The sequence below is a fragment of the Psychrobacillus antarcticus genome, from assembly GCF_029533155.1.
Classification (GTDB): Bacteria; Bacillota; Bacilli; order Bacillales_A; family Planococcaceae; genus Psychrobacillus; species Psychrobacillus antarcticus.
Genome location: NZ_JAIZDB010000013.1, coordinates 1 through 22,864 on the forward strand (window position 1 = coordinate 1; position 22,864 = coordinate 22,864).

The window sequence follows — 22,864 nt, forward strand, 5'->3', positions numbered from 1 at the left end:
CATAGTCGTCTCTATGCAGTATTCCTGCATGCGAATGTATATAGCGAGTTGCAACACCAATCGCAAGAGAAGGTACACCATTTACAGAAATATGCATAGAACCTGCATCAGTTCCTCCACCTGGGATCATTTCATATTGATAAGGAATATTATGTTCGTCAGCGGTATCCGTTACAAAATCACGTAATCCTTTATGAGAAACCATGGACGCATCAAATAATACGATTTGGGGGCCCTCTCCCATTTTACTTGTCGATTCTTTTGCTGACATACCTGGGGTGTCTCCAGCTACACCTACGTCTACTGCAAAGCCAATTTCTGGTTTGATTTTATTGGTTGATGTTTTGGCACCACGAAGACCAACCTCTTCTTGGACATTACCTACTCCGTATACAATGTTAGGATGGTTTTCATCTTTTAGTCCTTTTAATACATCTATTGCGATTGCACAACCAATACGATTGTCCCACGCTTTAGCTAAAATAAGTTTCTCGTTGTTCATGACGGTAAACTCAAAATAAGGAACAACCATATCACCTGGTAATACTCCCCATTCCATTGCCTCTTCTTTCGAGGATGCACCTATATCAATGAACATATCTTTCATATCCGCTGCTTTTTTTCGAGCTTCTGGAGATAGTATATGCGGAGGTTTTGAACCAATAATACCAGTGATCGTATCTCCTTTACGCGTCACGATTGTTACACGCTGCGCAAGCATTACTTGAGACCACCAGCCTCCTACAGCTTGAAAGCTCAAGAATCCTTTGTCATCAATTCTAGAAACCATAAAGCCGACTTCATCTAAATGTCCAGCTACCATGATCTTAGGACCATTCGCATCTCCAACTTTTTCTGCAATCAGACTGCCTAAGTTATCGAATTCAATTTTATCTGCATAAGGTACGATGTATTTCTCCATCACTTCTCGTGGTTCACGTTCGTTACCAGGAATTCCTTTTGCATCTGTCAATTCCTTTAACATCATTAATGTATCATCTAGCTTCGGCATTATTTCAACCTCCTAAATATATGTACGATTTAATTATATTCTAAATTAATGACATTTTCAAAATTCATAGCACCTCAATCGGCTCCGGCTCCCCCGCCGCCACCGCCGCCTCCGCCGCCTCCTCCTCCTCCTCCTCCAGAAGAACCTCCTCCAGAAGAATCCCCCCCATGGGAGGAACTTGAGATATAAGTCCACCACCAAGACTTTTTAACATAATCTAGTGGATCTGTACTTGCTAGTAGCAATGTAGCAAGTGGCAAAGAAAGATCTCCGAGTGGTATTTCTACATTTTTTCTTCCGAGCAAATAAGCCCTAACTACCCATTTTTCTAGTTCAACGTTATTTAAAGTAACTGGCATCCCACTCTTTAATTCCTTTCGGTAAGAACGCACTGCATCTTTTGCACGTACTGCATTCATCGAAAGAATATTTCTTGGTACGACTATATATAAAAGGACAACCATTAGTAGCAATCCACTGATTAAATTTACTGCATCTTCATTTCCAATGGATAGTGAATAGAAAAATATTAGCACAGCATAAATACTAAAAAATAATGTAGAACGTTTTTTTATCCAAAGTATAACTAAGAAAATAATCGTGAATATTCCAAGGAAAGTAATGCCCAAATAGCTTTGTGCATCAGCATAATAAGCAAACATAGTAATCAATGAAACTATTAGGGTTGTCACAGTTAAGATTAGTAAAGGAATTTTACTATTAATAGTCCCCGCCTCTTCTAACTCTTTTTCTACTAAATGATGCCACTCCGTTTGTTTCTTTTTGAATACCTTTACTTTGGTATGAAAGAAGTTGGAATTTTTATCATCTTTTGCAGCACCTGCAGCATCATGTAAATGAAATGCCCACTTGCTAGAGCCACTTCTTGTTGTAAATAGCCAACTAATCATTTGCTTTTCAAATACGGAAGTTGCCAACCCCTCATTTGTTAGCCTGAAATCCAAGGTTTCTTCTGGAGCTTTAGGATCATCTTTAAAACGAAGTGCAGGCTTTGCTTTTTTAACCTTCACGACCCCTTTTTCTACCAATGAAAATAGGCCTGCAAGGAAGGCTTTAGGATTAGGTTTTCCATGTTTATAAACAAAAAACAAATATAATACATCAGTACTTAAAACTTTGTCACTATGTCCTCTTCTCCAAAAATGCCTCTGTGGTAAGAGAAATAAGAAACATAGGATGATGATTAGTAACACAAATCCAACTTTCGGCAAAATCGAGATAAGTGTATCCATGTAGGTCAATTTTTTATTCCAATTTTTTTGCTCTTTTATTTCATTAGCTAATGCATTTTCATAGGATAATGGCGCTTTCGTTTTATGGGTTAATGAAATTAGCTCTGCTGGAAATATTAAACTAGTTTTCGTTTCAGTAAAAGCTTTCGATCTATGAGTGTTAAATCGAATACCAAATGTATTTTTTTCTGTAAATACTTTCTCCTTATTGTAAAAAACTCCTTCAAATCTATTTGGTTCAATTGTATCCGGGAAAATATAATCAATTGTTACATTAAAGTAATCCTGATCATGTGCATCCCCTTCTTCAAAATAGACAACATCCAGATCGTTGTAATTATCATAAGCATTGACACTATCCTTTAGTATATATGTATACAAAAACGATACTTTCTGATCGCTTATAGCAATATTAGAACGAAATGTATTATTATTTTTGGTAACTTGCAAAAGCGTCAATTTATTATTTTCAATAAACCCAGGTTCCAAGTCTAACTGAGATAACTTATAAGCACCAAACTCTTCAACGTTGCTGCGGTGGACTTCTGGGAAAGAACGTCGTAAATTAGAAAAAGAACCTTCAAAATTGTATGTAAATACTTCATTTACTAACATATCTCCATTTGGTTGAATCCAAGACTTAATATGTACTTTTTCAATAGAATAGGACTTCGCTTCTGCCACTATTCCAAAAGAGAGGGACAGTAATACCAATATAATAGATAAAAGAAACTTTTTCATTGATTACACCACTACTCTCATATTAGTTGTTAAGTTTACGGTTTATCTGAGAAAAAGTTTCATTTAATATTAATAACCATTTTTTTGTCGTTCATAATTTGTTTCATTTTTTTCAATATACGCCTGTAAAACATCCTCGCTACTAAAGCCAAGCTTTTCTGCAATTGCACCATAAAGTATCCACACTTTCTCATAGTGAGGTTTAGTTGGTTTCTCTAAAAATGTTAATACAGATTTATTCGTCGCTATGAAAAGTACCGTTAAATCACCTTCTACAATTTCACTTGGCCATTCAGGTAAATCTTGATACCCCTTCTCAATCCCTAGGGATAATATAAAGTGAATAGAATCCACATATTCCTCTAAAATAACACTTCGTTCGGACGGTCCCTTTTCACTCCAAAATTTAAAGCATCTCGTTTCATTTGCCAGTTCCGCGAGTTCCACTAGCAGTGCCAATCCTTTTTTTATAAAAACATCCTCCGTTACTTGCTTGTTCGATTGGATATATTGGTCTAAAGCACGCTGCATGGTAAAAAGTTTATGTAAATTCATCATTTCCTCCAAATATATTAATTTATTTTGAAACCAAACTACCTCCTCTATCGTATAGCAAGTACAATGTATTTTACAAGGAGGACATTTGAGATGTTCTATTTACTAAGATTGCTTATTTTGGCGCTTATCATATACGTTTTTTATAAAATTCTTCGCTATTTGTTTGACCCGAAGCGCAAACTAGATGAGGCATATGAAAAAGAACAGTATTACTATTATGATGAAGTAAAAAATGTTCGTAAAAACTTCTTTATCACATATAAAGGTGCACTATTTGAGGGTGAAAAATATTTAGGTACGACCGACAAATCCTTCGAAGTTGTGTCTATCTTCATATGGACAAAAGATCCCGCTAAACTACAAGGATTGTCGAAAGAAGACTTACGTTTTTTACAAAATGAAATTAAAATGAATTATCCAGATGCCAAAATAAACTGGAAAAGTCCTATTGAACAATTAATGCAAGATGACTAGTAGTGCTATAAGGTTGGTCGAGAATTTTCGGCCAATCTTTTTATAATTGAGCAATTATCTATATATCCTAAACGGATATTCGCTTCCCTCACTTAAGGTTGTTAACTTTTTATCTTTCCAAAAAAATAAAAATAGAGAATAAAAGGAGATGATAGAGTATGAGAAGAAAATTTTATGTCGGTACTTTAGTTGTATTTTTATTAGCAGCTTGTGGGAATGAAGGAAATTCTAATGAAACTGATACATATAAAGTCTCAGAAGGTAAAATTACGAATGAAAAGCTTTTAACTAATCTAGCAGTCCGTGCAGAAGCTATTATTGAGAAGTATGATGAATTAGATGATGTCGAGGTAGACGTTGCTCAAATTACAGCTGATAAACATCCTGATTTAATAAATGAAGAAACGGAAAATATTTATACGAACGTTTATTATATCCATGGGGAGTATTCATATCAGGGGAGAAACTATGACTTCGTGTGGTGTGTCTCTTTTGATGAGAACAATGCGGATTCTACGGGACAAGATCTCCAATACACATCTGATTCGGAAACAGGGAAAAAAATAAATGTTAATAGATCACCAACAAAATAAGAAATATACGTACTCCAATTATCATATTTATTAATCAACTTACTTTTCCATACGGTAACATTATATATTGGACGCTTTGGAATAACTTGAGCTCAAAATATAAACTTTTAATAAACATCGTTTCTATAATACTATCTCGGTTCAATCTCTATGTTAATATCTACCCATTTAATAAGTGGAGTGCAACGTGGCGACTCCAGTGGAGGCCAACAGGATGTTGATCACTAAGGAGCTGCCACACGAGGTGGTGCTCTTTAGCCTTCGTCCCTTTTCAACCACTCTGTGGGGTTGTAACTTTATAATTTATAGGAGTGTCGGTTTGGAACTAAAGTTAGTAATAGGTAGGCTAAGGAGATTACTACTAGCAGCTTATTTAATGAAATTTTATTTATATAGTTTAGTCTTCCAGTTTAAAATATTTAAACTTTGCTTGATTTATAATCATCAACATATTCCTCTAGATCCAATACTTCAATAACATTAGACCAATGCAAAGCGGTCCCCACGAAATCTCTTATATCCAATCCTTTCATTTCATATGTAGCTTCGTCATTGACAGTCCCTGTAACATCTTCAATAAATGTGACTTGATAGCCCCTGTCATAGGCTGCTATTGCAGTAAACTGGCAACAAAATTCAGTGTTAAATCCTGTTATAAAAAGATGTTTCACTCCCAGATGCTCTAACCTATCACTAAGTTCCGTCTGAAAAAAAGCACTAGGCATCTTCTTTTCAATTACAATTTCAGCATAATCCTTTAGAGAATGGTGCAATTCTGAGCTTGTCAATTCTTTATTGAAAGGGCTTGTTTCTTCATCATCTAAATTTCTTATAAATACTACAGGTTCTTCATTTTCTTTAAAGTCTTCAATAATACTTTCAATATGGTTCAGTTCTAGTTGAAAATAGTTAATTCAACACCTATACCTAAATTCCTGCTCACTAAACTAATTGCCGCTTTAGTTCAATTCGAAAAAAAGCTTTACTCCTTCTCGAAATAAAGCATAACGTTAGTTGAATAAGGTCATTCAGTATCACTTGCATATTTTTCTGGTAGTAATTGCATTACATTACACTTTACTAACTCACCTTTATAAGAAATGATTACATCAGTATCTTTTCCATAATCACTTATTAACTCACGACACATACCACGGTGCAACAACCCAACATTTTTCTATGTCCTCGTGAGGATGAGGGTGAGCTACTGCAACAATAGTTTCAAATTCATGGTCTCCCTCAGATATAGACTTACCAATAGCCATCGCTTCGCCACATACTGTAATTCTTCCTACATTCGCTTCAACGTGTACTGCTGAGTAAATCTTTCCTGTTTTTGTCCTTACCGCTGAACCAATATGATGTCGTTCATATCTATAATTCTTTTCAATAACTTTTTCTGCTTCCTTAATCAATTCATAATCTATATTTTCTAATGGTCTCACTTCTAACACAATAATCTCCCTCTTACTATTTTTTATCTATTTTTCTTAAATAAAACTTCCGCTTTAGCTCAATTCGAGAAAAAGGCTTTACTCCTTCTTGCAATAAAGCACGGCGTGAGTTGAAGAAGGGGACTAGTATTCTTATATCAGACTTAATTCATATTGATAAAATTCTGAATCCTTAACGTAACCATTTTTTTCATATAGTCTTTGTGCAGCGTGATTGTCGACTGCTGTACTTAGACTAATACTTTTAGCTTCTGTTTCAACGGCATAATCTTTAGCTTTTTGTAAAAGCATTTCTCCTACTCCTTGTTTTCTGGCTGTTGCATCTACATATAAGTCGTTTAATAACCAAGTTCTTTTCATAGATACCGATGAAAATGTAGGATAAAGTTGAGTAAATCCAACATACTTATGTTCATCTTTAACAACAAAAATTACAGATTCTTTATTTTCTATACGACTTTTTATGTATGTTTTTGCCCCTTCTATATCTGACGCTTGCTGATAAAACATTCGATAAAAATTAAACTGATTTGACACTCCTTCTAAGTCTTCAATTGTAGCTTGAAATATTTCCATTACTTTTTCTCCCCTTTATACACGATAAATTAATAGTCAGAACATTCATCATTTTCATAATCATAACATAAAACAAATGAATTATTCATTCTTTTTATTATTGTTCTTCACAATCTTATTAATAATATTAACAAAAATATCCATATAAAAAAAATCATCTGACCTCTAAAAAATATACGGAGGAAAGATGATTTTAATCAAACTTTATTGATAAGTAATCAAACTTTATTTAAGAGCTACAGAAGGCCCAGCCTCGGCCGCGTGAAACGGAAATTATAGTATTTACTTAGCTACTATTTGTACAATCTTTTATGTACACCAAATTCATATCTGCTTATATGTTTATCTATACAATTATCCATATAATATGCACTTATTAATTTCCGTGATTTTTTCTTGCGGATGCTTGGGGAATTAGAACAAAAAAAACAGCTCTATGCGATGATAGAGCCGTCTGTCGTTAATAGGTAAAATATCAAAAATGCATATAAGATCATTACCATTAAAAATCCCACACGAAAATTCGTATGCTTCGTTTTATGGCGAAACAATTGCATACCTATGTATGCTCCGATTCCTCCACCTAAAACTGCAAGAGTCCAAAGTGTTTTTTCCGATATGCGGTGACCTTGTATTCTTGCCTGCGATTTGTCGTAACCCATGACAAAAAAAGCGATAATCGACATGATTAAAATGAAAATTAAAATAACGTTTGTCATATATATTATGCCCCTTGTACAAAAAAAGCTGATAGAATCTCTATCAGCTTTTTATCTCAAATTATTTTGCGATTGCTTTTTTAGCTAAATCTGCAAGTTGTGTAAATGCTTGAGAATCTGTTACAGCTAGATCTGCTAACATTTTACGGTTAACTTCGATTTCAGCTAATTTCAATCCGTGCATTAAACGGCTATACGAAAGTCCGTTCATACGTGCTGCCGCATTGATACGTGTAATCCAAAGTCTACGGAAATCACGTTTTTTGTTACGACGATCACGGTATGCATACATGAATGATTTCATTACTGCTTGGTTAGCAACTTTGTATAATGTATGTTTAGAACCGTAATAACCTTTAGCTAATTTTAATACCTTCTTACGACGACGTTTAGTTACTGGTGTGCTTTTTACGCGTGGCATGATTCATTACCTCCTGCTATCTGTTATTATTTCATGTAAGTTAATAAAGTTTTGATACGTTTGTAATCGCCTGAAGAAGCTACTTTAGATTTACGTAATTTACGTTTTGCTTTAGTAGATTTATTAGCGAATAAGTGGCTTCCAAAAGCACGGTCATGTACTAATTTTCCAGTTCCCGTTCTTTTGAAACGCTTTGCAGCTCCACGGTGAGTTTTCATTTTCGGCATGTCGAATTCCTCCTAAACAATTGTACTCTATTACTGTTTTTCATTTTTTGGTGCAAGTACTAAAAACATACTACGGCCATCCATCTTCGGTTTTGACTCGACAGTGGATACTTCCAAACAAGCTTCTGCAAATCTATCTAAAACACGTTGTCCAATCTCTTTATGAGTAATGGCACGACCTTTAAAACGGATAGATGCTTTCACTTTATCTCCTTTTTCAAGGAACTTAATCGCGTTTTTCAATTTCGTTTGGAAATCATGCTCATCTATTGTCGGGCTCAAGCGAACCTCTTTCAATATGATGATTTTTTGATTTTTACGAACTTCACGATCTTTCTTTTGCTGCTCAAATTTGAATTTACCATAGTCCATGATACGAGCGACCGGCGGCTTGGCTTGAGGAGCTACAAGGACAAGATCCAAATTTACACGACCGGCGATTTCAAGTGCTTCGTTACGTGTTTTTAATCCTAATTGATCGCCATTCTGATCAATAACTCGTAGTTCGCGTGCTCGAATGCCATCGTTTACATACATGTCTTTGCTAATAATGATCCACCTCCAAATAGTGTCGCGAATACATGGTTTGGGCATAATTTTCGTTGAAACGAATAAGTTACGCCGTTTTAGATCCATAAAAAAAGCAGACAGACATATAATATATGTCTGCCCGCTGTATGAGTACATGTAGGATTACATGTTACAGTCGATCTTGTGCTTACCAGTCAACAACACTTGTAGGTGTCAAACAGGTGAGAAGCGGGCAGCCTCTTCTTATACCGCAAACTTGTATTCAATAACCTAAATAACTATAGCATGTTGGAAAAGTCATGTCAACTACCAAATCTATTAATGTGCTACTTCTTCTTTCAAACGTTCTAAGAACTCAGCAAAAGGAATGCTTTCTGATTTTTGTTCTCCGTATTTACGAACGTTTACATTACCTGCTTCTAGCTCTTTATCTCCTAGTACAAGCATATACGGAATTTTTTGCATTTGTGCTTCTCGAATCTTATAACCTAACTTCTCTTCGCGGTCGTCCATTTCCACTCGGAAATCAGCGGCTACTAATTGCTCTTCTATTTGTTTAGCAAATTCAAAATGTGCTTCATTGGAAACTGGAATGATTTCCACTTGAACAGGAGCTAACCAAGTTGGGAATGCACCTTTATACTCTTCGATCAAGAATGCTACAAAGCGCTCCATTGTCGAAACTACTCCCCGGTGGATAACAACTGGTCGATGCTGCTTACCATCTTCCCCAACATAATTTAAATCAAAACGTTCTGGCAATAAGAAGTCTAGTTGAACAGTAGATAAAGTTTCTTCTTTACCAATTGCTGTTTTCACTTGAACGTCTAATTTTGGACCGTAGAATGCTGCTTCATCTTCCGCTTCGAAGTAATCTAAACCAAGCTCGTCCATCGCTTCTTTTAGCATACTTTGTGCTTTTTCCCACATTTCATCGTTATCAAAATACTTCTCTTTGTTTAGAGGGTCACGATAAGAAAGACGGAATGTATAATCTTCTAGGTTGAAGTCTTTATAAACTGAAATGATTAATTCCACAACTTTTTGGAATTCAGATTTGATTTGGTCTGGACGGACAAATAAATGCGCATCATTCAAAGTCATTCCTCGCACACGCTGTAATCCCGATACTGCACCTGACATCTCATAACGATGCATAGTACCTAACTCGGCAATGCGTAGCGGCAGGTTTCTGTATGAATGCATCCCACTTTTGAAGACCATCATATGATGAGGACAGTTCATCGGGCGTAGCACTAATGTTTCATTGTCCATTACCATCGGTGGGAACATAGAATCTTGATAATGATCCCAGTGACCTGATGTTTCGTAAAGCTCTTTTGAACCTAATACTGGTGTATATACATGTTTATAGCCAAGTTTAAGCTCTTTATCTACAATATAACGCTCGATAACACGACGGATTGTTGCCCCATTCGGTAACCATAGCGGTAAACCTTGCCCTACTTTTATGGAAGTTGTAAATAATTCTAGCTCTTTCCCAATTTTACGGTGATCGCGTTCCTTCGCTTCTTCGAGCATATTTAAATGATGTGTAAGTTCATCTTTTTTAAAGAATGCAGTACCGTAAATACGTTGTAGCATCTTATTATCACTATTTCCACGCCAGTATGCACCAGCGATACTTAATAGCTTGAACTCCTTAAGCTTGCCTGTAGAGGGAACATGTACACCGCGACAAAGGTCAAAGAAATCCCCTTGCTCATAAATAGAAACTTGTTCTCCTTCAGGAATTGCTTCCAATAGTTCTACTTTGTACTCATCTTCTTTAAATTTATCAAAAGCAACTTGACGTGAAACATCATGACGAATAATTTCCATATTTTCATTAATAATTTTTTTCATTTCTTTTTCTATTAATGGTAAGTCTTCTGCCGTGATAGGTTCCGGTGAATCAATATCGTAGTAAAAACCATTTTCGATAACTGGACCAATACCTAATTTTACATCTTTGAATAGACGTTTAATTGCTTGCGCGAGTAAATGCGCTGAGCTATGGCGTAAGATTTCTAGTGCTTCGTCAGATTCCGGTGTAATGATTGCGATATCCCCATCCTCTGTGATTGGTGTTTTAAGATCGATTAATACTCCACTTAGTTTTCCCGCAAGTGCTTTTTTACGTAATCCAGGACTGATCGATTGAGCTATTTCTTCTGTAGTTGTCGATACAGGGAATTCCTTCACTGCTCCATCTGGAAATTTCAATTTAATAATTTCTGCCATTTTGAACACTCCTTTTATTTTAAATAAGTGAAAACAATAAAAAACCCCATCCCTAAAAGGGACGAGGTTCAAGTCGTGGTTCCACCCTTCTTCTGTCTATCCATTACTGAAAGTAATGATAAATGAAATAGACGAAGCTCTGCATCGGCTAACGGGCCGGTGACCGGTAATTGCTAGATGAATTCACAATTACTGCTCCGAGGTGGTAAATCGATTTTCGTTACTTAAGAAGCTTACAGCCAAGGCTTCTCTCTCTTGAAAGTCGTACAAACTGATTGTCGTCCTCTTCTTCGCATTTACTTATTCTTATGAAAATGATTATACGCCACTGAAAAATCAATTGCAAGATGAAACCCACTTTAACCTCGCTATTTTTCTCTTATTCTTTAACTTTCTCTCCAGTTTTTACCTTGAAGCGAAATAGGTGTCGTTAGTGTTCGGATTCGTTCCATGATCCGACCAGCTTTTACTACTTCCTTTTCCCCACGCTGTGTGAAAGACAAGTGATGCTGCAACTCTTCGTAGTTAAAATTGGAAGTCATAAAAGTTGGTAGTTGTTCAGACATCCGATAATGTAAAATTGTCCCTAAAATTTCATCGCGAGTCCAACTGGACATTATTTCTGCTCCTATGTCATCTAACATTAAAACCGGAGCACGTTTCACAAATTCAATCTTCTCAGCAAGTGTATGATCTTGAATTGCTTGTTTCATTTCTCTTAAAAATTCAGGTACATAAACAACTACCGAATGAATATGTCTAGCGGCTAATTCATTTGCAAGAGCACCTAGCAAAAAGGACTTACCTACACCAAACTTGCCGTAGATATATAAGCCTTTTGAAGGAAGCACATTTGTAAGCTCCCATTCGTTAAGAAAGTCTTTAGCAGCACGGACCGCAACAACCCTACTGCCATCCTCTAAATCAACTCCGGCAAGAGTTGCTTCCATTACCTCTTTAGGCATATGCATACTGTCAATCATAGAAATAACTTTCTTGCGTTCGTCTTCAATAACCCCTCGTTTACAACGAATAAAATCATTATCTATCAAATTTCGATCAAGGACTAGTTTAGGTTCATATCCCTTCATGTAATTCTGACATTGACCTAGCGTTGGGCAACCAACACAATCATGAGACTGAGAGATAAACTCATATAACTTACTCAAACTACGGTCGACAATATCTTTATTAATTTCTGAGGCGTTTTCCTCTAAAAACTTCTGCACTCTAGTGTTTTCCAAAACTTCCTTTTTCATATCACTTAGTCTTGTAGTAAATTCAGGTGTTATAACTCTTTTTAAGGTTTCATTAATACGTTCCATTTTTTCCACCTACCTTTTCAACATGCCTAGCTCTGCTAATAACTTTTGACGTTCTTCATCGATATTTTGAATTCCATTTGTACTTGTACCAGTAGATTTCTTCGTTTCTCCATCTTTCTTATAAAACCAATCAGGCACTTTTTCCTCACGTGTTGGTTTTTTCGTATACGTTTTTTGTGGAGAACCTTCATTTTTCCATTTTACATACTGTTCATGTTCATTTCTAGCTAAATCCATCGCTTCTTTGGCTGTTTTGACATCTTTCCTCATCCAGTGAGAAGCGATTTTCTCTGCATAATTTTTCGTCAGTTTCATGTCTGTCCGTAGTAACACGTATTGCAATAAAACATTAACGACTCCAATTGGCATTTTAAAATGAGTGACAAAATGGTTAGCTAACTGAACATCTGCGAGAATCGGCTCTTTTCCATTTGCAATATCCTTCAGAACAGATATTGGAGGAGTTGTTTCTAAATAATGGATTAGCTCACCTTCCTTCGTTAAAGGTACGGTAGGTTCTATAGGAACAGCTTTCTTTTCAAACTTCTCTATTACAGGGGCAACTTTAGAAACAGTGAGCTTGTAATAATCTGAGCATGCTTTTTTTAATCTTGATTCTGATAAATGCAAATCGTCATCTAACGCTAGAATAACTACTTTTTGCATTTCCACAGGACTTAAGTTATATAAAAAAGCGAGTTTTGCAATTACCTCTTTCGCTTCTATTGTCATCGCGGATTTAGGCACTAATTGTTCCGAAAGGCCTTCTTGAAGTAATGAAAAATCAAATTCATCATAATAAAAAGGTACAGAAGATTTTCTTTCCTTGGATACGAAAGTTTCATCGAAAGAAACAGTATTATTCATTTTAGTTGAAGGTTTAAATACATCGATAAAAGTTCTAGAGATATCTTTGAAGCCATCATTCCAATTGGAATTTTGAATAAACCGTTTACGTAATTGTTTAAACGCATTTTCTCCTACTTTATTGAGCAAAAACATAGAAAGTAAAGGATCTTTTAAGAACGACTCTGCATCTAATGGTGCTTCAAGCTCATAATGAAATATACTTCCTTCATCCATCGTCTTTTTCCATGTACGTAGGAGACCGATTGCCTCTAAAGCTAGACGAGCTTGAAAAATTTTACCGATCGGCATGCCGAGAACATTCATCAATTGGTAATGAGCCCATCGCTCACTGTTATTTTGTTCTCCATCTGCCCAAAGTGTTAAATACAAGCTTATGCTTTCTGCTCCAACCAACGGCTGATAAAACAAAGTTAACAATTGCCGATCATAATCTGATAAAGAATATGGTAAGCGAATCATATACAAATCTGCTGGCTGTAGCTCTTTATATAACATCGACAATTGTATCTACTCTCCTTAGATTTTGTAAAATATAGTATTCATAACGATGGATTTTTCTTTAGAATTTCTTTTAATTCATCGATAAAAACATTTATATCTTTAAATTGGCGATAGACAGAAGCAAAGCGAACGTAAGCAACTTCATCTACTTCTGCTAGCTTATCCATAACGATCTCACCAACTTCTTGTGATTTCACTTCTGCATTACCCATTCTTCGTAATTCTTTTTCAATAGAGAAAACAATATTTTCTAATTGATCTAACGCAACTGGTCTCTTTTCACAAGCACGAATCAGTCCACGCAACACTTTTTCACGACTAAACTCTTCTCGAGAGCCGTCTTTTTTAACAACAATTAATGGAGTCTCTTCTACTTTTTCAAACGTAGTAAATCGAAACCCACAATCTTCACATTCTCTTCTTCTTCTGATTGCCTTATTGTCATCCACAGGACGAGAATCGACAACTTTAGTGCCATTATATTGACAAGATGGGCATCTCATATAGACCTCTCCTAATTCTTCACGGTAGTTTTATGTATCTATTATAACAATATTCTCGAGTAAAATCGAAAAAGCAGAGGAATCTCTTCCTCTGCTCACTCAGTCAGGTATAAATAATTACGCTTGAACTGTCAATCGTGATGCAGGCTTCTTGATTGGTCCCATACCACGTGGCATTTCTAACGTTTCACGTATTCCAGCATTAAGAGCATCTGCAATATAGTTAGCTGCGATTGATGGATCTAAATCACCACATGTATACACATCAATGCTTGCGTAACCATGCTCTGGAAAGCTGTGAATTGTTAAATGCGATTCGGAAATAATAACGACTCCACTTACACCTTGTGGTGCAAATTTGTGAAATGCAACTTCTCTGACTTCTGCACCAGATTTTAGTGCAGCGTCAACAAATGTTTGCTCGATAAATTGCATATCGTTAAGCTTGTCGAAATCGCACTCCCATAGTTCTGCAATAATATGACGTCCCATTGTTTCCAATGTGAGTTTCCCCCTTTGATAAGTTTATTTTTAACCTCAAAGTTGACTACCACGGGGGAAAGTTAGTCCAAAGAGGTCCTAACCCTTTAAGTAGTCGGTGCGACAAGTAAAAGTAACACGATTCTCATTATATGTTGTTTTAAAGAATTATGCAAGATATAATAAATCCTCTTTCTAATAATTAGAAAGAGGATTGGAGTCTTATAAGGATGAAGCTACTTTTTTAGTAAGATCTATTACTCTTGCAGAGTAACCCCACTCATTATCATACCAAGCAAGAACTTTTACTTTACGTCCCCCGATAACCATAGTGGTTAAACCATCTACTGTGGTAGATAGTGTAGTAGTGTTAAAGTCAATGGATACAAGCGGTTCCATTGTAATACCTAAAATGCCTTGCATCGAGCCTTCAGAAGCTTTAACAAAAGCCTCATTTACCTCTTCTGCAGTAACATTTGTTTGTAAATCTACTACTAAATCTACTAAAGAGACATTCGGAGTAGGCACACGTAATGCCATACCATGAATTTTTCCCTCAAGCTCTGGCAATACAAGTGAAAGTGCTTTAGCTGCTCCTGTTGAAGTAGGAATGATCGATTGACCACAAGCACGTGCGCGTCGTAAATCTTTATGTGGATTGTCTAGATTATTTTGATCGTTTGTATATGCATGAACAGTAGTCATTAACCCATTTTCAATACCAAATGTGTCATTTAATACTTTAACTACAGGTGCTAAGCAGTTTGTAGTACAGCTAGCATTTGAAATAATATGGTGAATCGATGAATCCAATATATCATCGTTTACTCCCATTACAATTGTTGCATCTTCATTTTTTGCAGGAGCAGTTATAATTACCTTTTTGGCACCAGCTTCAATATGAGCTTTAGCTTTTTCACCATCATTAAATTTACCAGTAGATTCAATAACAATATCCACTTTTAACTCTTTCCAGGGTAATTTCGCTGGATCTCTATCATCTACAATTTGTACACGCTGACCATTTACAATTAGTGCACTATCTTCTAGTGTAATATCCCCAGTGAAAGTACCGTGTGTAGAATCATATTTAATAAGATGTGCCAATGTCTCTAATGGGTATCTCGCATTAATCGCTACCACATTTATGTCCTCTTGTGCTATTGCTTGACGAAAAACCATACGTCCGATACGTCCAAAACCATTAATTGCAATTGAAACTGCCATATGAAAAGTCCTCCTGTAACTATGTGATACTTATTGTTTATAACCTTGAATTAGTATAACACAATTTATTCATTGTGTAGCCCCAAATATGCAGAATGATAAAATCAGTATTTTCAAACATTTCATTACTCGTTTCAGTAGCTATTCATTGGTAGTGATTTGGACAGATTCAATGTGCTAAATTATTCCCTACTTTTTAAGAAAAAGCGGGTACATGCCCAGTACTTAAAGTTCAAGACCTGTTTCTATCGTTTTCGAAGGGCTTCAGACAGACGTTTTGCTATATTATTTCCGAGTGAATTTTTAGGGGTGCTGGTTGGTTGTGACCTTCGTCACAGCCAACCAGCACCCCTTTTTTCGGTAATCTTACAGCGTTTGTCCCGCATTAACGGGCAGTAGAAAAATGCCCGTTAAAGCCCGAATGGAACACTTACTACTTCTTTTAATTCCACTAAATAAAAGAAAATCTACTTTCTTTAGCTATCCACACAGAATAGTGGCCAAAATTCAACTGACGATTTTATCACTTTATCACTTTGACTACTCTTATCATCTAAGCGAGAAGCTATGCAACATCTCCTAGTTGAGTACTACTCATTTAATTGATTGGAGTGTAAGGTGGCGACTCTAGTGGGAACAAGACGAGCTGAAAGCCCCGCAGGAACGTTTGAAAGGGACAAAGGCTAAGAGCGCCACCACGCGATCGCAACGCCTTCGTGACCAACATCCTGTTGGCCCGAAGAGATTGAAGCCGTGCCCACGGAAAGCGTCCACCTGAAAAGAAATCAGTAATATTAATCATTCTTAAAAGTCCTGTAAAACCGGTGTTCATGCTGCATTTTTATATACTTTCTTTTAAAAAGAGTGGTCGCGACTAATGTCACGACCACTCTCACTATTTTCTTTAGCTTGATTGTTCCCAAACAGTTAATATTTTTTCTAATTGTTGTTTCGTTTCTTCTATTGTTCCATTGTTATAAATAACCGCATCCGCACCTTCTTCTTTCACTGATAAAGGTAATTGCGATTGAATTCGTAATTTGGCTTCCTCGTGTGTAAAACTATTACGAGCCATCAATCTTTCTAATTGCATCTGCTCCGTTACCGTTATAACAAGAACTTTATCCACAAAGGATTGCAACCTACTCTCAAAAAGCAACGGTATATCCATAATAATGACTGGATGTCCCTGCTCCGCAAGATGACTCTTTTGAGCTAACATTTCTGCTCGAATAGCAGGATGAATAATATCATTTAATTGTTTACGTTTAGAAGGATTCGAAAAGATGATCTCTCCTAATGTTTCCCGATTTAATGCTCCATCCTCTTGGATAACCTCTGTCCCAAAAGTCTCTTCAATCATTTTAATAGTCGGAGTACCTTTTTCAACGACTACGCGTGCTACAAGGTCTGCATCTATTATGGGGAAGCCCATTTCTTTGAACATATTTGCAACAGTGCTTTTCCCACTAGCAATACTTCCTGTTAATCCGATAATCATCTGGTTGCTCCTTTATTTCTGACATGCTGGGCAGTAAGTAGATGTACGACCGCCGATTGTCTTCTGTTTTGTTTTCGTTCCACAGACTCCACATTCTTTTTTGCCATACATTTTAAGTCTATGCTGCATATTCCCAGCTCCACCGTTTATAGTCCGATAATCGGATATCGTACTACCTCCGTTTTCAATACTATCAAGTAGAACAATTACTATTTCTTGAAACAACTGAATTTTCCGCTCTCTACTAATCCGTTTTACCGTCCTAGCTGGATGTATTTTCATACGAAATAACGCTTCCGTTGCATAAATATTGCCACACCCAGATACGATATGACCATCCATGATAAATTCTTTTATTGCTTTATTTTCATATTTAGGCAACGCACTCATATGCAGATAATGATCTAATGCATGTTGATCGAAAGGCTCCGGTGCCATTAGCAATAAAGGAGGATAGTCTGCTTCTGTTTCTAACAACCGCAATTCGCCAAATCGTCGAATATCGGCATAGACTAACATGTCCCCCTCTTCAAAATAAAAAGTAACATGCGCATGCTTTCTAAATTTAGCTTCTGTTATCTCATGCAAATTTTTCACAGAAAACCATGCTCCTGACATACCCAAATGAGATACGAGCATATGGGGGTTTCCATTTTTTAGCAGGTGAAAATAAATATATTTAGACCTTCTTTCTAAATGGTCAATCTTTGCACCTGGTAAAGCGAAACAAAACTGATCGACATCCAACCCTTTAATAATTGCTTCTTTACCACTCGCTTTGGATCTATAAATCGTTTCAGAAACCTCCACAGATTTAATAGTCTTACCTGTAACAATAGGTTGAAGGGCGCGTAATACGCCCTCTACTTCTGGTAATTCAGGCATACATATAACCTCCTACTTCGTGTCGTACCAAGATGACCCGAAGGCATAATCCACTTTTAAAGGTACAATCAGTTTTATAGCATTTTCCATTACTTCTGGCACTATTTTTTCTAGCATCGCAATTTCTTCCGGTGGTGCTTCAAAAATTAGTTCATCATGTACTTGCAGTAGCATTTTCGTTTGCATATTTTCAGTTTTTAATCTCTCTGCCATATCGATCATTGCTTTTTTGAGAATATCTGCTGCGCTTCCTTGAATAGGTGTATTCATCGCTGTACGCTCTGCAAAGCTTCTTAGATTAAAGTTAGAACTTGTTATTTCTGGCAAATATCTTCTTCGATTTAAGATTGTCGTAACGTAGCCTGTTTGTTTTGCATCATAAACGATATCATCCATATATCCTTTTACCCCTGGGAAGCTATTTAAATAATTCTCAATAAATATCGCTGCTTCTTTTCTAGTAATATCCAGGTTTTGCGATAAACCATAGTCGCTAATACCATACACGATACCGAAGTTAACCGCTTTGGCAGCACGACGCATATCGGATGTCACAGCTTCCTGCTCCACTTGGAAGACATCCATTGCTGTTTTCGTATGAATATCTAAATCATTATTAAAAGCATCTACTAAGTTTTCGTCCTTAGACATATGTGCCAGCACACGTAATTCAATTTGAGAGTAATCTGCTGCAAACATTAGCCACCCTGGCTGAGAAGGAACAAAGGCTTTACGTATCTTTCTACCTTCTTCTAAACGTACAGGTATGTTTTGTAGGTTTGGATTTATCGAACTCAATCGGCCAGTTGAAGTTAACGCTTGTTGATATCGTGTATGAATTTTCCCATCATCTTCATGGATTTCTTTTAACAATCCTTCAATATATGTCGAATTGAGCTTACCTAATTGTCGATATATAAGAATTTGTTCAATTATTTCATGTTCACTTGCTAATTTTTCGAGAACATCCGCTGCCGTTGAATAGCCTGTTTTCGTTTTTTTAATAGGTGTAAGGCAAATTTTTTCAAATAATATTACACCCAATTGCTTAGGAGAATTAATATTAAATGTTTCTCCAGCTAAAGTATAAATGTCTTTTTCAATTGCCTGTAGCTTAATATTTAGTTCATGACCCATTTCTACTAGTATTTGTTTGTCTACTAATACTCCATCAGATTCCATCGTCCCGAGGATAGAAGCAAGAGGTAGCTCTATTTCTTTATACAATGCGTATTGTTCATTCTCTTCAAGCTTCACTTCTAACTTTTCTTTTAAATCCCATATTGCCTTTGCTTTTCTAACTGCATGTTCTGCAATTTTCTCGATTTCAGGCGTAGTTTTTTTAGCACCTTTTCCGTACACACTATCATTGGTCAGCAAGTTAAAGTAACCAAATTCTTTTGCAATAGCGGCAACGTCCTCTGATGAAATAGCTGGATTTACTATATACGCTGCTAAAAGCAGGTCAAATTCAACTCCATGAACATTCACATTATGTTTTCTACTCACTGCTTGTGTTGCTTTGGAATCGGCTAGGTATTTTTTATTCGTATCATTTGCTAACCACGAACAAAAATCAGCAGATTGAAAAGCTACATCAGCTGGCGCAAAATAACCTTTTTCTCCATTCGATAAGGCGACGCCTAATAGTTCGCTTGTATGGTATTGACCATCATACATTTCTAAATGGACTGCCATCACTTTATCTAAAATAGTAGCATCTATTTGTTCGATAATCTCAAATGCGACCTCTGTAGTTTCTGATTCCTCTGATATATAGTCAGATTTTTCTAGAAGCGTTTTAAAAGATAGTTCCTTCCAAACTTCTATTACTTCCTCCATATTAGGTCCATTATAGGAAAGATCCTCAATAGTAACCTCTATTGGTGCAGCTGTTTCAATCGTAGCTAATGCTTTACTCATAAATGCTTGTTCTTCATTGGCAATAAGTTTTTCTTTTAACTTAGCACCACTCACTTGGTCAAGCGCCTTGTAAAGATTCTCTACGGAGCCATGTTCCTTTAATAGCTTTATGGCTGTCTTTTCTCCTACACCTGGTACTCCAGGAATATTATCAGAAGCATCCCCCATTAAACCTTTCATATCGATAATCTGTAGAGGGGTTAAACCGTACTTTTCAAGTACATGTTCCGGTGTGTATTTTTCAATATCGGTAATTCCTTTTCTCGTGATATATACTGTTGTTTTATCGGTAGCTAGTTGAGTTAAGTCTTTATCTCCGGTAACGATTACAACTTGCCGACCTTTGTCATCTGCTTGCTTACTCAAAGTGCCGATTATATCGTCTGCTTCATACATTTCTAGTTCGTACCGCTTTATGCCATACGCATCGATTAACTTACGAATATAAGGAAATTGCTCGGACAGCTCTGGTGGAGTTTTTTGTCTTCCACCTTTATATTCGCCATATGTCGAATGTCGGAAAGTTGTTTTACCAGCATCAAATGCCACTAATATATGGGTTGGATTTTCTTCTTCCATAATTTTTTGTAGCATCATTGTAAAACCATAAACTGCATTTGTATGTATACCATGTTCGTTTGTTAGTAAAGGTAGGGCAAAAAAAGCTCGGTAAGCCAAACTATTGCCATCTAATAATAGGATTTTTTCAGTTGACAAATATATTCACTCCTTAATAATAAAAACCGTCATTCCCTATATCTTACCATGACAGTAAGGGGAATGACGATTCATATACTATTCTAAGTAACCGGATAGAATATTTGCATACGGTGAATTTGATGGGATGATGATCATCGTATCAGCTCCAATTGTTTTCTTATACGATTCTAAAGTTCTGTATAGAGAATAGAACTCAGGATCCTTCGAGAAACTATCATTATAAATTTTGGCTGCCTCTGCTTCTCCGTCCGCTTCGATTAACGCTGCATCTTTTTTCGCTTTAGCTAGCATTTCCCGAACTTCACGATCCGTTTCTGCTTCAATACGGCGTTTATCTGCATCCCCAGTGGAAAGGAATTTTTGAGCAATACTTTGTCTTTCTGAAATCATTTCATTATAAACAGACTGCTCATTTTCTTGCGGAAGATCTATCCTTTTTATACGGACGTCAATTACTTCAATTCCGTAATTATCTTTTTTCAATAGTTCATTCACTTTGGTAGTTATTTGATCATTCAAGCTACCACGCGATGAATTTTCATCATTAATAATCTCACTGTACTCTAATTGGCCAAGCTCTGAACGAACAACTGAGTAGATGAACTCTTCCATACGAGAGCCTGCTCCAACGAGTGTACCTGCACTTGTAATCATTTCTTTTACATTTACTACTCTCCAAACCGCATAATTATCAATAATAATTCGACGCTTATCTTTTGTATTTATTTCAGCTTCGGATAATTTATAGTTCATTTGATATCTAGGTACAGTCGTAACAGTTTGGACGAATGGTACTTTCATATGAATTCCCGGAGTTTTCTTCACATCTTTAATTTCTCCGAATTGACGAATTACTTTGTATTCCCCTTCTTTGACCACGTAGATATTCGCAAGAGCAATAATGAGCAAGACAAAAACTAGGAAGATTGCGAAAAATGACTTCGTATATTTTTTGTAATCTATCGGTTTTTTTTCTTTAGGCGCTTTACTTGGTTTGCTATTTACTGTTTTAAACTTTGCTTCTAAATTAGAGAATGGATTTTTGTTGTCAGCCATTATTTTCCGCTCCCTTCTTCTTTTTCCGTCTCAGTTTCGGTTGGCGGAATCGTTTGTTTAGAAGACTCTAATGTTTGAAGAGGAAGATACTTCATCGTTCCACCATCATCATTCATAATATATAAATTAGCATTTGGTAGAACGGCATCTAACGTTTCCATAACTAAACGCTGTTTTGTAATCTCTTTGTTATTTTGATATTCTGCGAACAGCTTATTGAAAAGTGCTACGTCCCCTATTGCCTGTTCTATACGGGCAGTTTTATAACCTGTCGCATTTGAAATAATGGCATCCTTCTCACCAATTGCTTCACTTAACTTTTGGTTTTTATATTTTTCTGCCTGATTTACTTTTGTATTCTTTGTTTCCTCAGCATCCGTTACTGCAGTAAATGCAGACCGAACTTCAGCATTTGGAAGCTCCACATCTTGTAGTTTCACTGTTAATACAGTAATTCCTATATCATACTTTTCTATTAGCGAACCCAATAAATCATTCGTATCACTTTCAATCTGTGCTTTCCCAGAAGTTAGGGCATCATCTATTCTAGAGTTCCCAATAACCGAACGGATAGATGCTGAGGTCGCATCATGAAGTAGCTCTTGTGGATTTTCCGCATTAAATAAATAGGATTTAGGATCTGTTATTTTCCATTGAACGACTAAATCCGTTAATACAATATTGTCATCCCCTGTAATCATTTTCGTATCCTTATCAAATGAGTCAATTTCTCCATTTGCTTTTTGACTGTAACCAAACTGTAGACTAAATGTTTCTTTGGAGAGTGTTTCAACTTTTTGTATTGGCCAAGGCATTTTAAACTTTAAACCTGAATCGACTATTGGTTCACTTGCTTCCCCAAATGTAATGACAATTGCTTGTTCTGATTCGTCAACTGTATACCATGAAGTAAAAACTGCAGATATTAAGAGAATGCCAATTAAAGACATTGCGATGATCGAAAGTAACCTTTTAGTACTCATATCATTTCCTCCTTCTTATGTATACTACCTTTTACGGTTGAACTTGGTAATTAGTTTCAAAAATAATAGAATAGTTGTTTAATGGGT

General features: G+C 36.2%; 22 protein-coding genes and 1 pseudogene. 2 read left to right on the forward strand and 21 right to left on the reverse strand.

The genetic code is table 11. The features are described from left to right. The 3 genes from LDK52_RS08260 to LDK52_RS08270 form a co-directional block, all read right to left on the reverse strand. Positions 1-1,012, reverse strand: a 1,012-nt coding sequence (locus LDK52_RS08260) for a M42 family metallopeptidase (protein WP_277585480.1), incomplete at its 3' end; no start/stop codon positions are given. 74 nt (positions 1,013-1,086) lie between these two features. After that, positions 1,087-3,006 carry a DUF2207 domain-containing protein gene (locus LDK52_RS08265; protein WP_277585481.1) on the reverse strand — a complete coding sequence of 640 codons (1,920 nt, stop codon included), beginning with the start codon at positions 3,004-3,006 and terminating at the stop codon, positions 1,087-1,089. Positions 3,007-3,075: 69 nt separating this feature from the next. Continuing rightward, positions 3,076-3,561 carry a dUTP diphosphatase gene (locus tag LDK52_RS08270; RefSeq protein ID WP_277585482.1) on the reverse strand — a complete coding sequence of 162 codons (486 nt, stop codon included), beginning with the start codon at positions 3,559-3,561 and terminating at the stop codon, positions 3,076-3,078. Between the two features lie 93 nt (positions 3,562-3,654). Between LDK52_RS08270 and LDK52_RS08275 the strand changes: the two genes are divergently transcribed. Next, positions 3,655-4,038: a sigma-w pathway protein ysdB gene (locus LDK52_RS08275; RefSeq protein ID WP_277585483.1), complete on the forward strand. Its 384-nt coding sequence runs from the start codon at positions 3,655-3,657 to the stop codon at positions 4,036-4,038. A 158-nt stretch (positions 4,039-4,196) separates the two neighbouring features. Then, positions 4,197-4,631, forward strand: a complete 435-nt coding sequence (locus LDK52_RS08280; protein ID WP_277585484.1) for a hypothetical protein — start codon at positions 4,197-4,199, stop codon at positions 4,629-4,631. Between the two features lie 419 nt (positions 4,632-5,050). On the opposite strand, the gene LDK52_RS08285 is transcribed toward LDK52_RS08280, so the two are convergent. From LDK52_RS08285 to hflK, 18 genes and pseudogenes are all read right to left on the reverse strand, one after another. Then, positions 5,051-5,545, reverse strand: coding sequence for a cysteine hydrolase family protein (locus LDK52_RS08285; RefSeq protein ID WP_407081803.1), 495 nt, complete (start codon positions 5,543-5,545; stop codon positions 5,051-5,053). A 110-nt stretch (positions 5,546-5,655) separates the two neighbouring features. After that, positions 5,656-6,085, reverse strand: a pseudogene (locus LDK52_RS08290) (cytidine deaminase). Between the two features lie 132 nt (positions 6,086-6,217). Further along, positions 6,218-6,661 carry a GNAT family N-acetyltransferase gene (locus tag LDK52_RS08295; RefSeq protein ID WP_277585485.1) on the reverse strand — a complete coding sequence of 148 codons (444 nt, stop codon included), beginning with the start codon at positions 6,659-6,661 and terminating at the stop codon, positions 6,218-6,220. A gap of 434 nt (positions 6,662-7,095) precedes the next feature. Beyond that, positions 7,096-7,380: a DUF1294 domain-containing protein gene (locus tag LDK52_RS08300; protein WP_277585486.1), complete on the reverse strand. Its 285-nt coding sequence runs from the start codon at positions 7,378-7,380 to the stop codon at positions 7,096-7,098. A gap of 61 nt (positions 7,381-7,441) precedes the next feature. After that, on the reverse strand, positions 7,442-7,801 hold the full coding sequence (rplT, locus tag LDK52_RS08305; RefSeq protein WP_277585487.1) for a 50S ribosomal protein L20: 360 nt from the start codon (positions 7,799-7,801) through the stop codon (positions 7,442-7,444). Positions 7,802-7,827: 26 nt separating this feature from the next. Continuing rightward, positions 7,828-8,028, reverse strand: coding sequence for a 50S ribosomal protein L35 (gene rpmI / locus LDK52_RS08310; RefSeq protein WP_277585488.1), 201 nt, complete (start codon positions 8,026-8,028; stop codon positions 7,828-7,830). Between the two features lie 30 nt (positions 8,029-8,058). Continuing rightward, the gene (infC, locus tag LDK52_RS08315) at positions 8,059-8,580 is read right to left on the reverse strand and encodes a translation initiation factor IF-3 (RefSeq protein ID WP_277585562.1); all 522 of its coding nucleotides are present in this window, start codon (positions 8,578-8,580) and stop codon (positions 8,059-8,061) included. Between the two features lie 297 nt (positions 8,581-8,877). Continuing rightward, the gene (gene thrS / locus LDK52_RS08320; RefSeq protein ID WP_277585489.1) at positions 8,878-10,803 is read right to left on the reverse strand and encodes a threonine--tRNA ligase; all 1,926 of its coding nucleotides are present in this window, start codon (positions 10,801-10,803) and stop codon (positions 8,878-8,880) included. A gap of 386 nt (positions 10,804-11,189) precedes the next feature. Then, entirely contained in the window at positions 11,190-12,128 is a 939-nt protein-coding gene (gene dnaI / locus LDK52_RS08325) for a primosomal protein DnaI (protein ID WP_277585490.1), read from the reverse strand. 9 nt (positions 12,129-12,137) lie between these two features. Further along, on the reverse strand, positions 12,138-13,493 hold the full coding sequence (locus LDK52_RS08330) for a replication initiation and membrane attachment family protein (protein ID WP_277585563.1): 1,356 nt from the start codon (positions 13,491-13,493) through the stop codon (positions 12,138-12,140). Between the two features lie 44 nt (positions 13,494-13,537). Then, entirely contained in the window at positions 13,538-14,002 is a 465-nt protein-coding gene (gene nrdR / locus LDK52_RS08335) for a transcriptional regulator NrdR (protein WP_277585491.1), read from the reverse strand. 117 nt (positions 14,003-14,119) lie between these two features. Beyond that, positions 14,120-14,503, reverse strand: coding sequence for an adenosylmethionine decarboxylase (gene speD, locus LDK52_RS08340; protein WP_277585492.1), 384 nt, complete (start codon positions 14,501-14,503; stop codon positions 14,120-14,122). 201 nt (positions 14,504-14,704) lie between these two features. Continuing rightward, on the reverse strand, positions 14,705-15,709 hold the full coding sequence (locus LDK52_RS08345) for a glyceraldehyde-3-phosphate dehydrogenase (protein ID WP_277585493.1): 1,005 nt from the start codon (positions 15,707-15,709) through the stop codon (positions 14,705-14,707). A 904-nt stretch (positions 15,710-16,613) separates the two neighbouring features. After that, positions 16,614-17,210 (reverse strand): dephospho-CoA kinase, encoded by a 597-nt coding sequence (gene coaE, locus LDK52_RS08350; RefSeq protein ID WP_277585494.1) that lies wholly within the window; start codon positions 17,208-17,210, stop codon positions 16,614-16,616. Positions 17,211-17,222: 12 nt separating this feature from the next. Then, on the reverse strand, positions 17,223-18,095 hold the full coding sequence (gene mutM / locus LDK52_RS08355; protein WP_277585495.1) for a bifunctional DNA-formamidopyrimidine glycosylase/DNA-(apurinic or apyrimidinic site) lyase: 873 nt from the start codon (positions 18,093-18,095) through the stop codon (positions 17,223-17,225). Positions 18,096-18,107: 12 nt separating this feature from the next. Continuing rightward, positions 18,108-20,735 (reverse strand): DNA polymerase I, encoded by a 2,628-nt coding sequence (polA, locus tag LDK52_RS08360; RefSeq protein WP_277585496.1) that lies wholly within the window; start codon positions 20,733-20,735, stop codon positions 18,108-18,110. Positions 20,736-20,813: 78 nt separating this feature from the next. After that, complete coding sequence (gene hflC, locus LDK52_RS08365; protein ID WP_277585497.1) at positions 20,814-21,794, reverse strand: protease modulator HflC; 981 nt, start codon at positions 21,792-21,794, stop codon at positions 20,814-20,816. Further along, a complete protein-coding gene (gene hflK / locus LDK52_RS08370) occupies positions 21,794-22,777 on the reverse strand; it encodes an FtsH protease activity modulator HflK (RefSeq protein WP_277585498.1) in 984 nt (327 codons plus the stop codon). Before hflK ends, hflC begins: the two co-directional genes overlap by 1 nt. Positions 22,778-22,864: the final 87 nt, after the last annotated feature.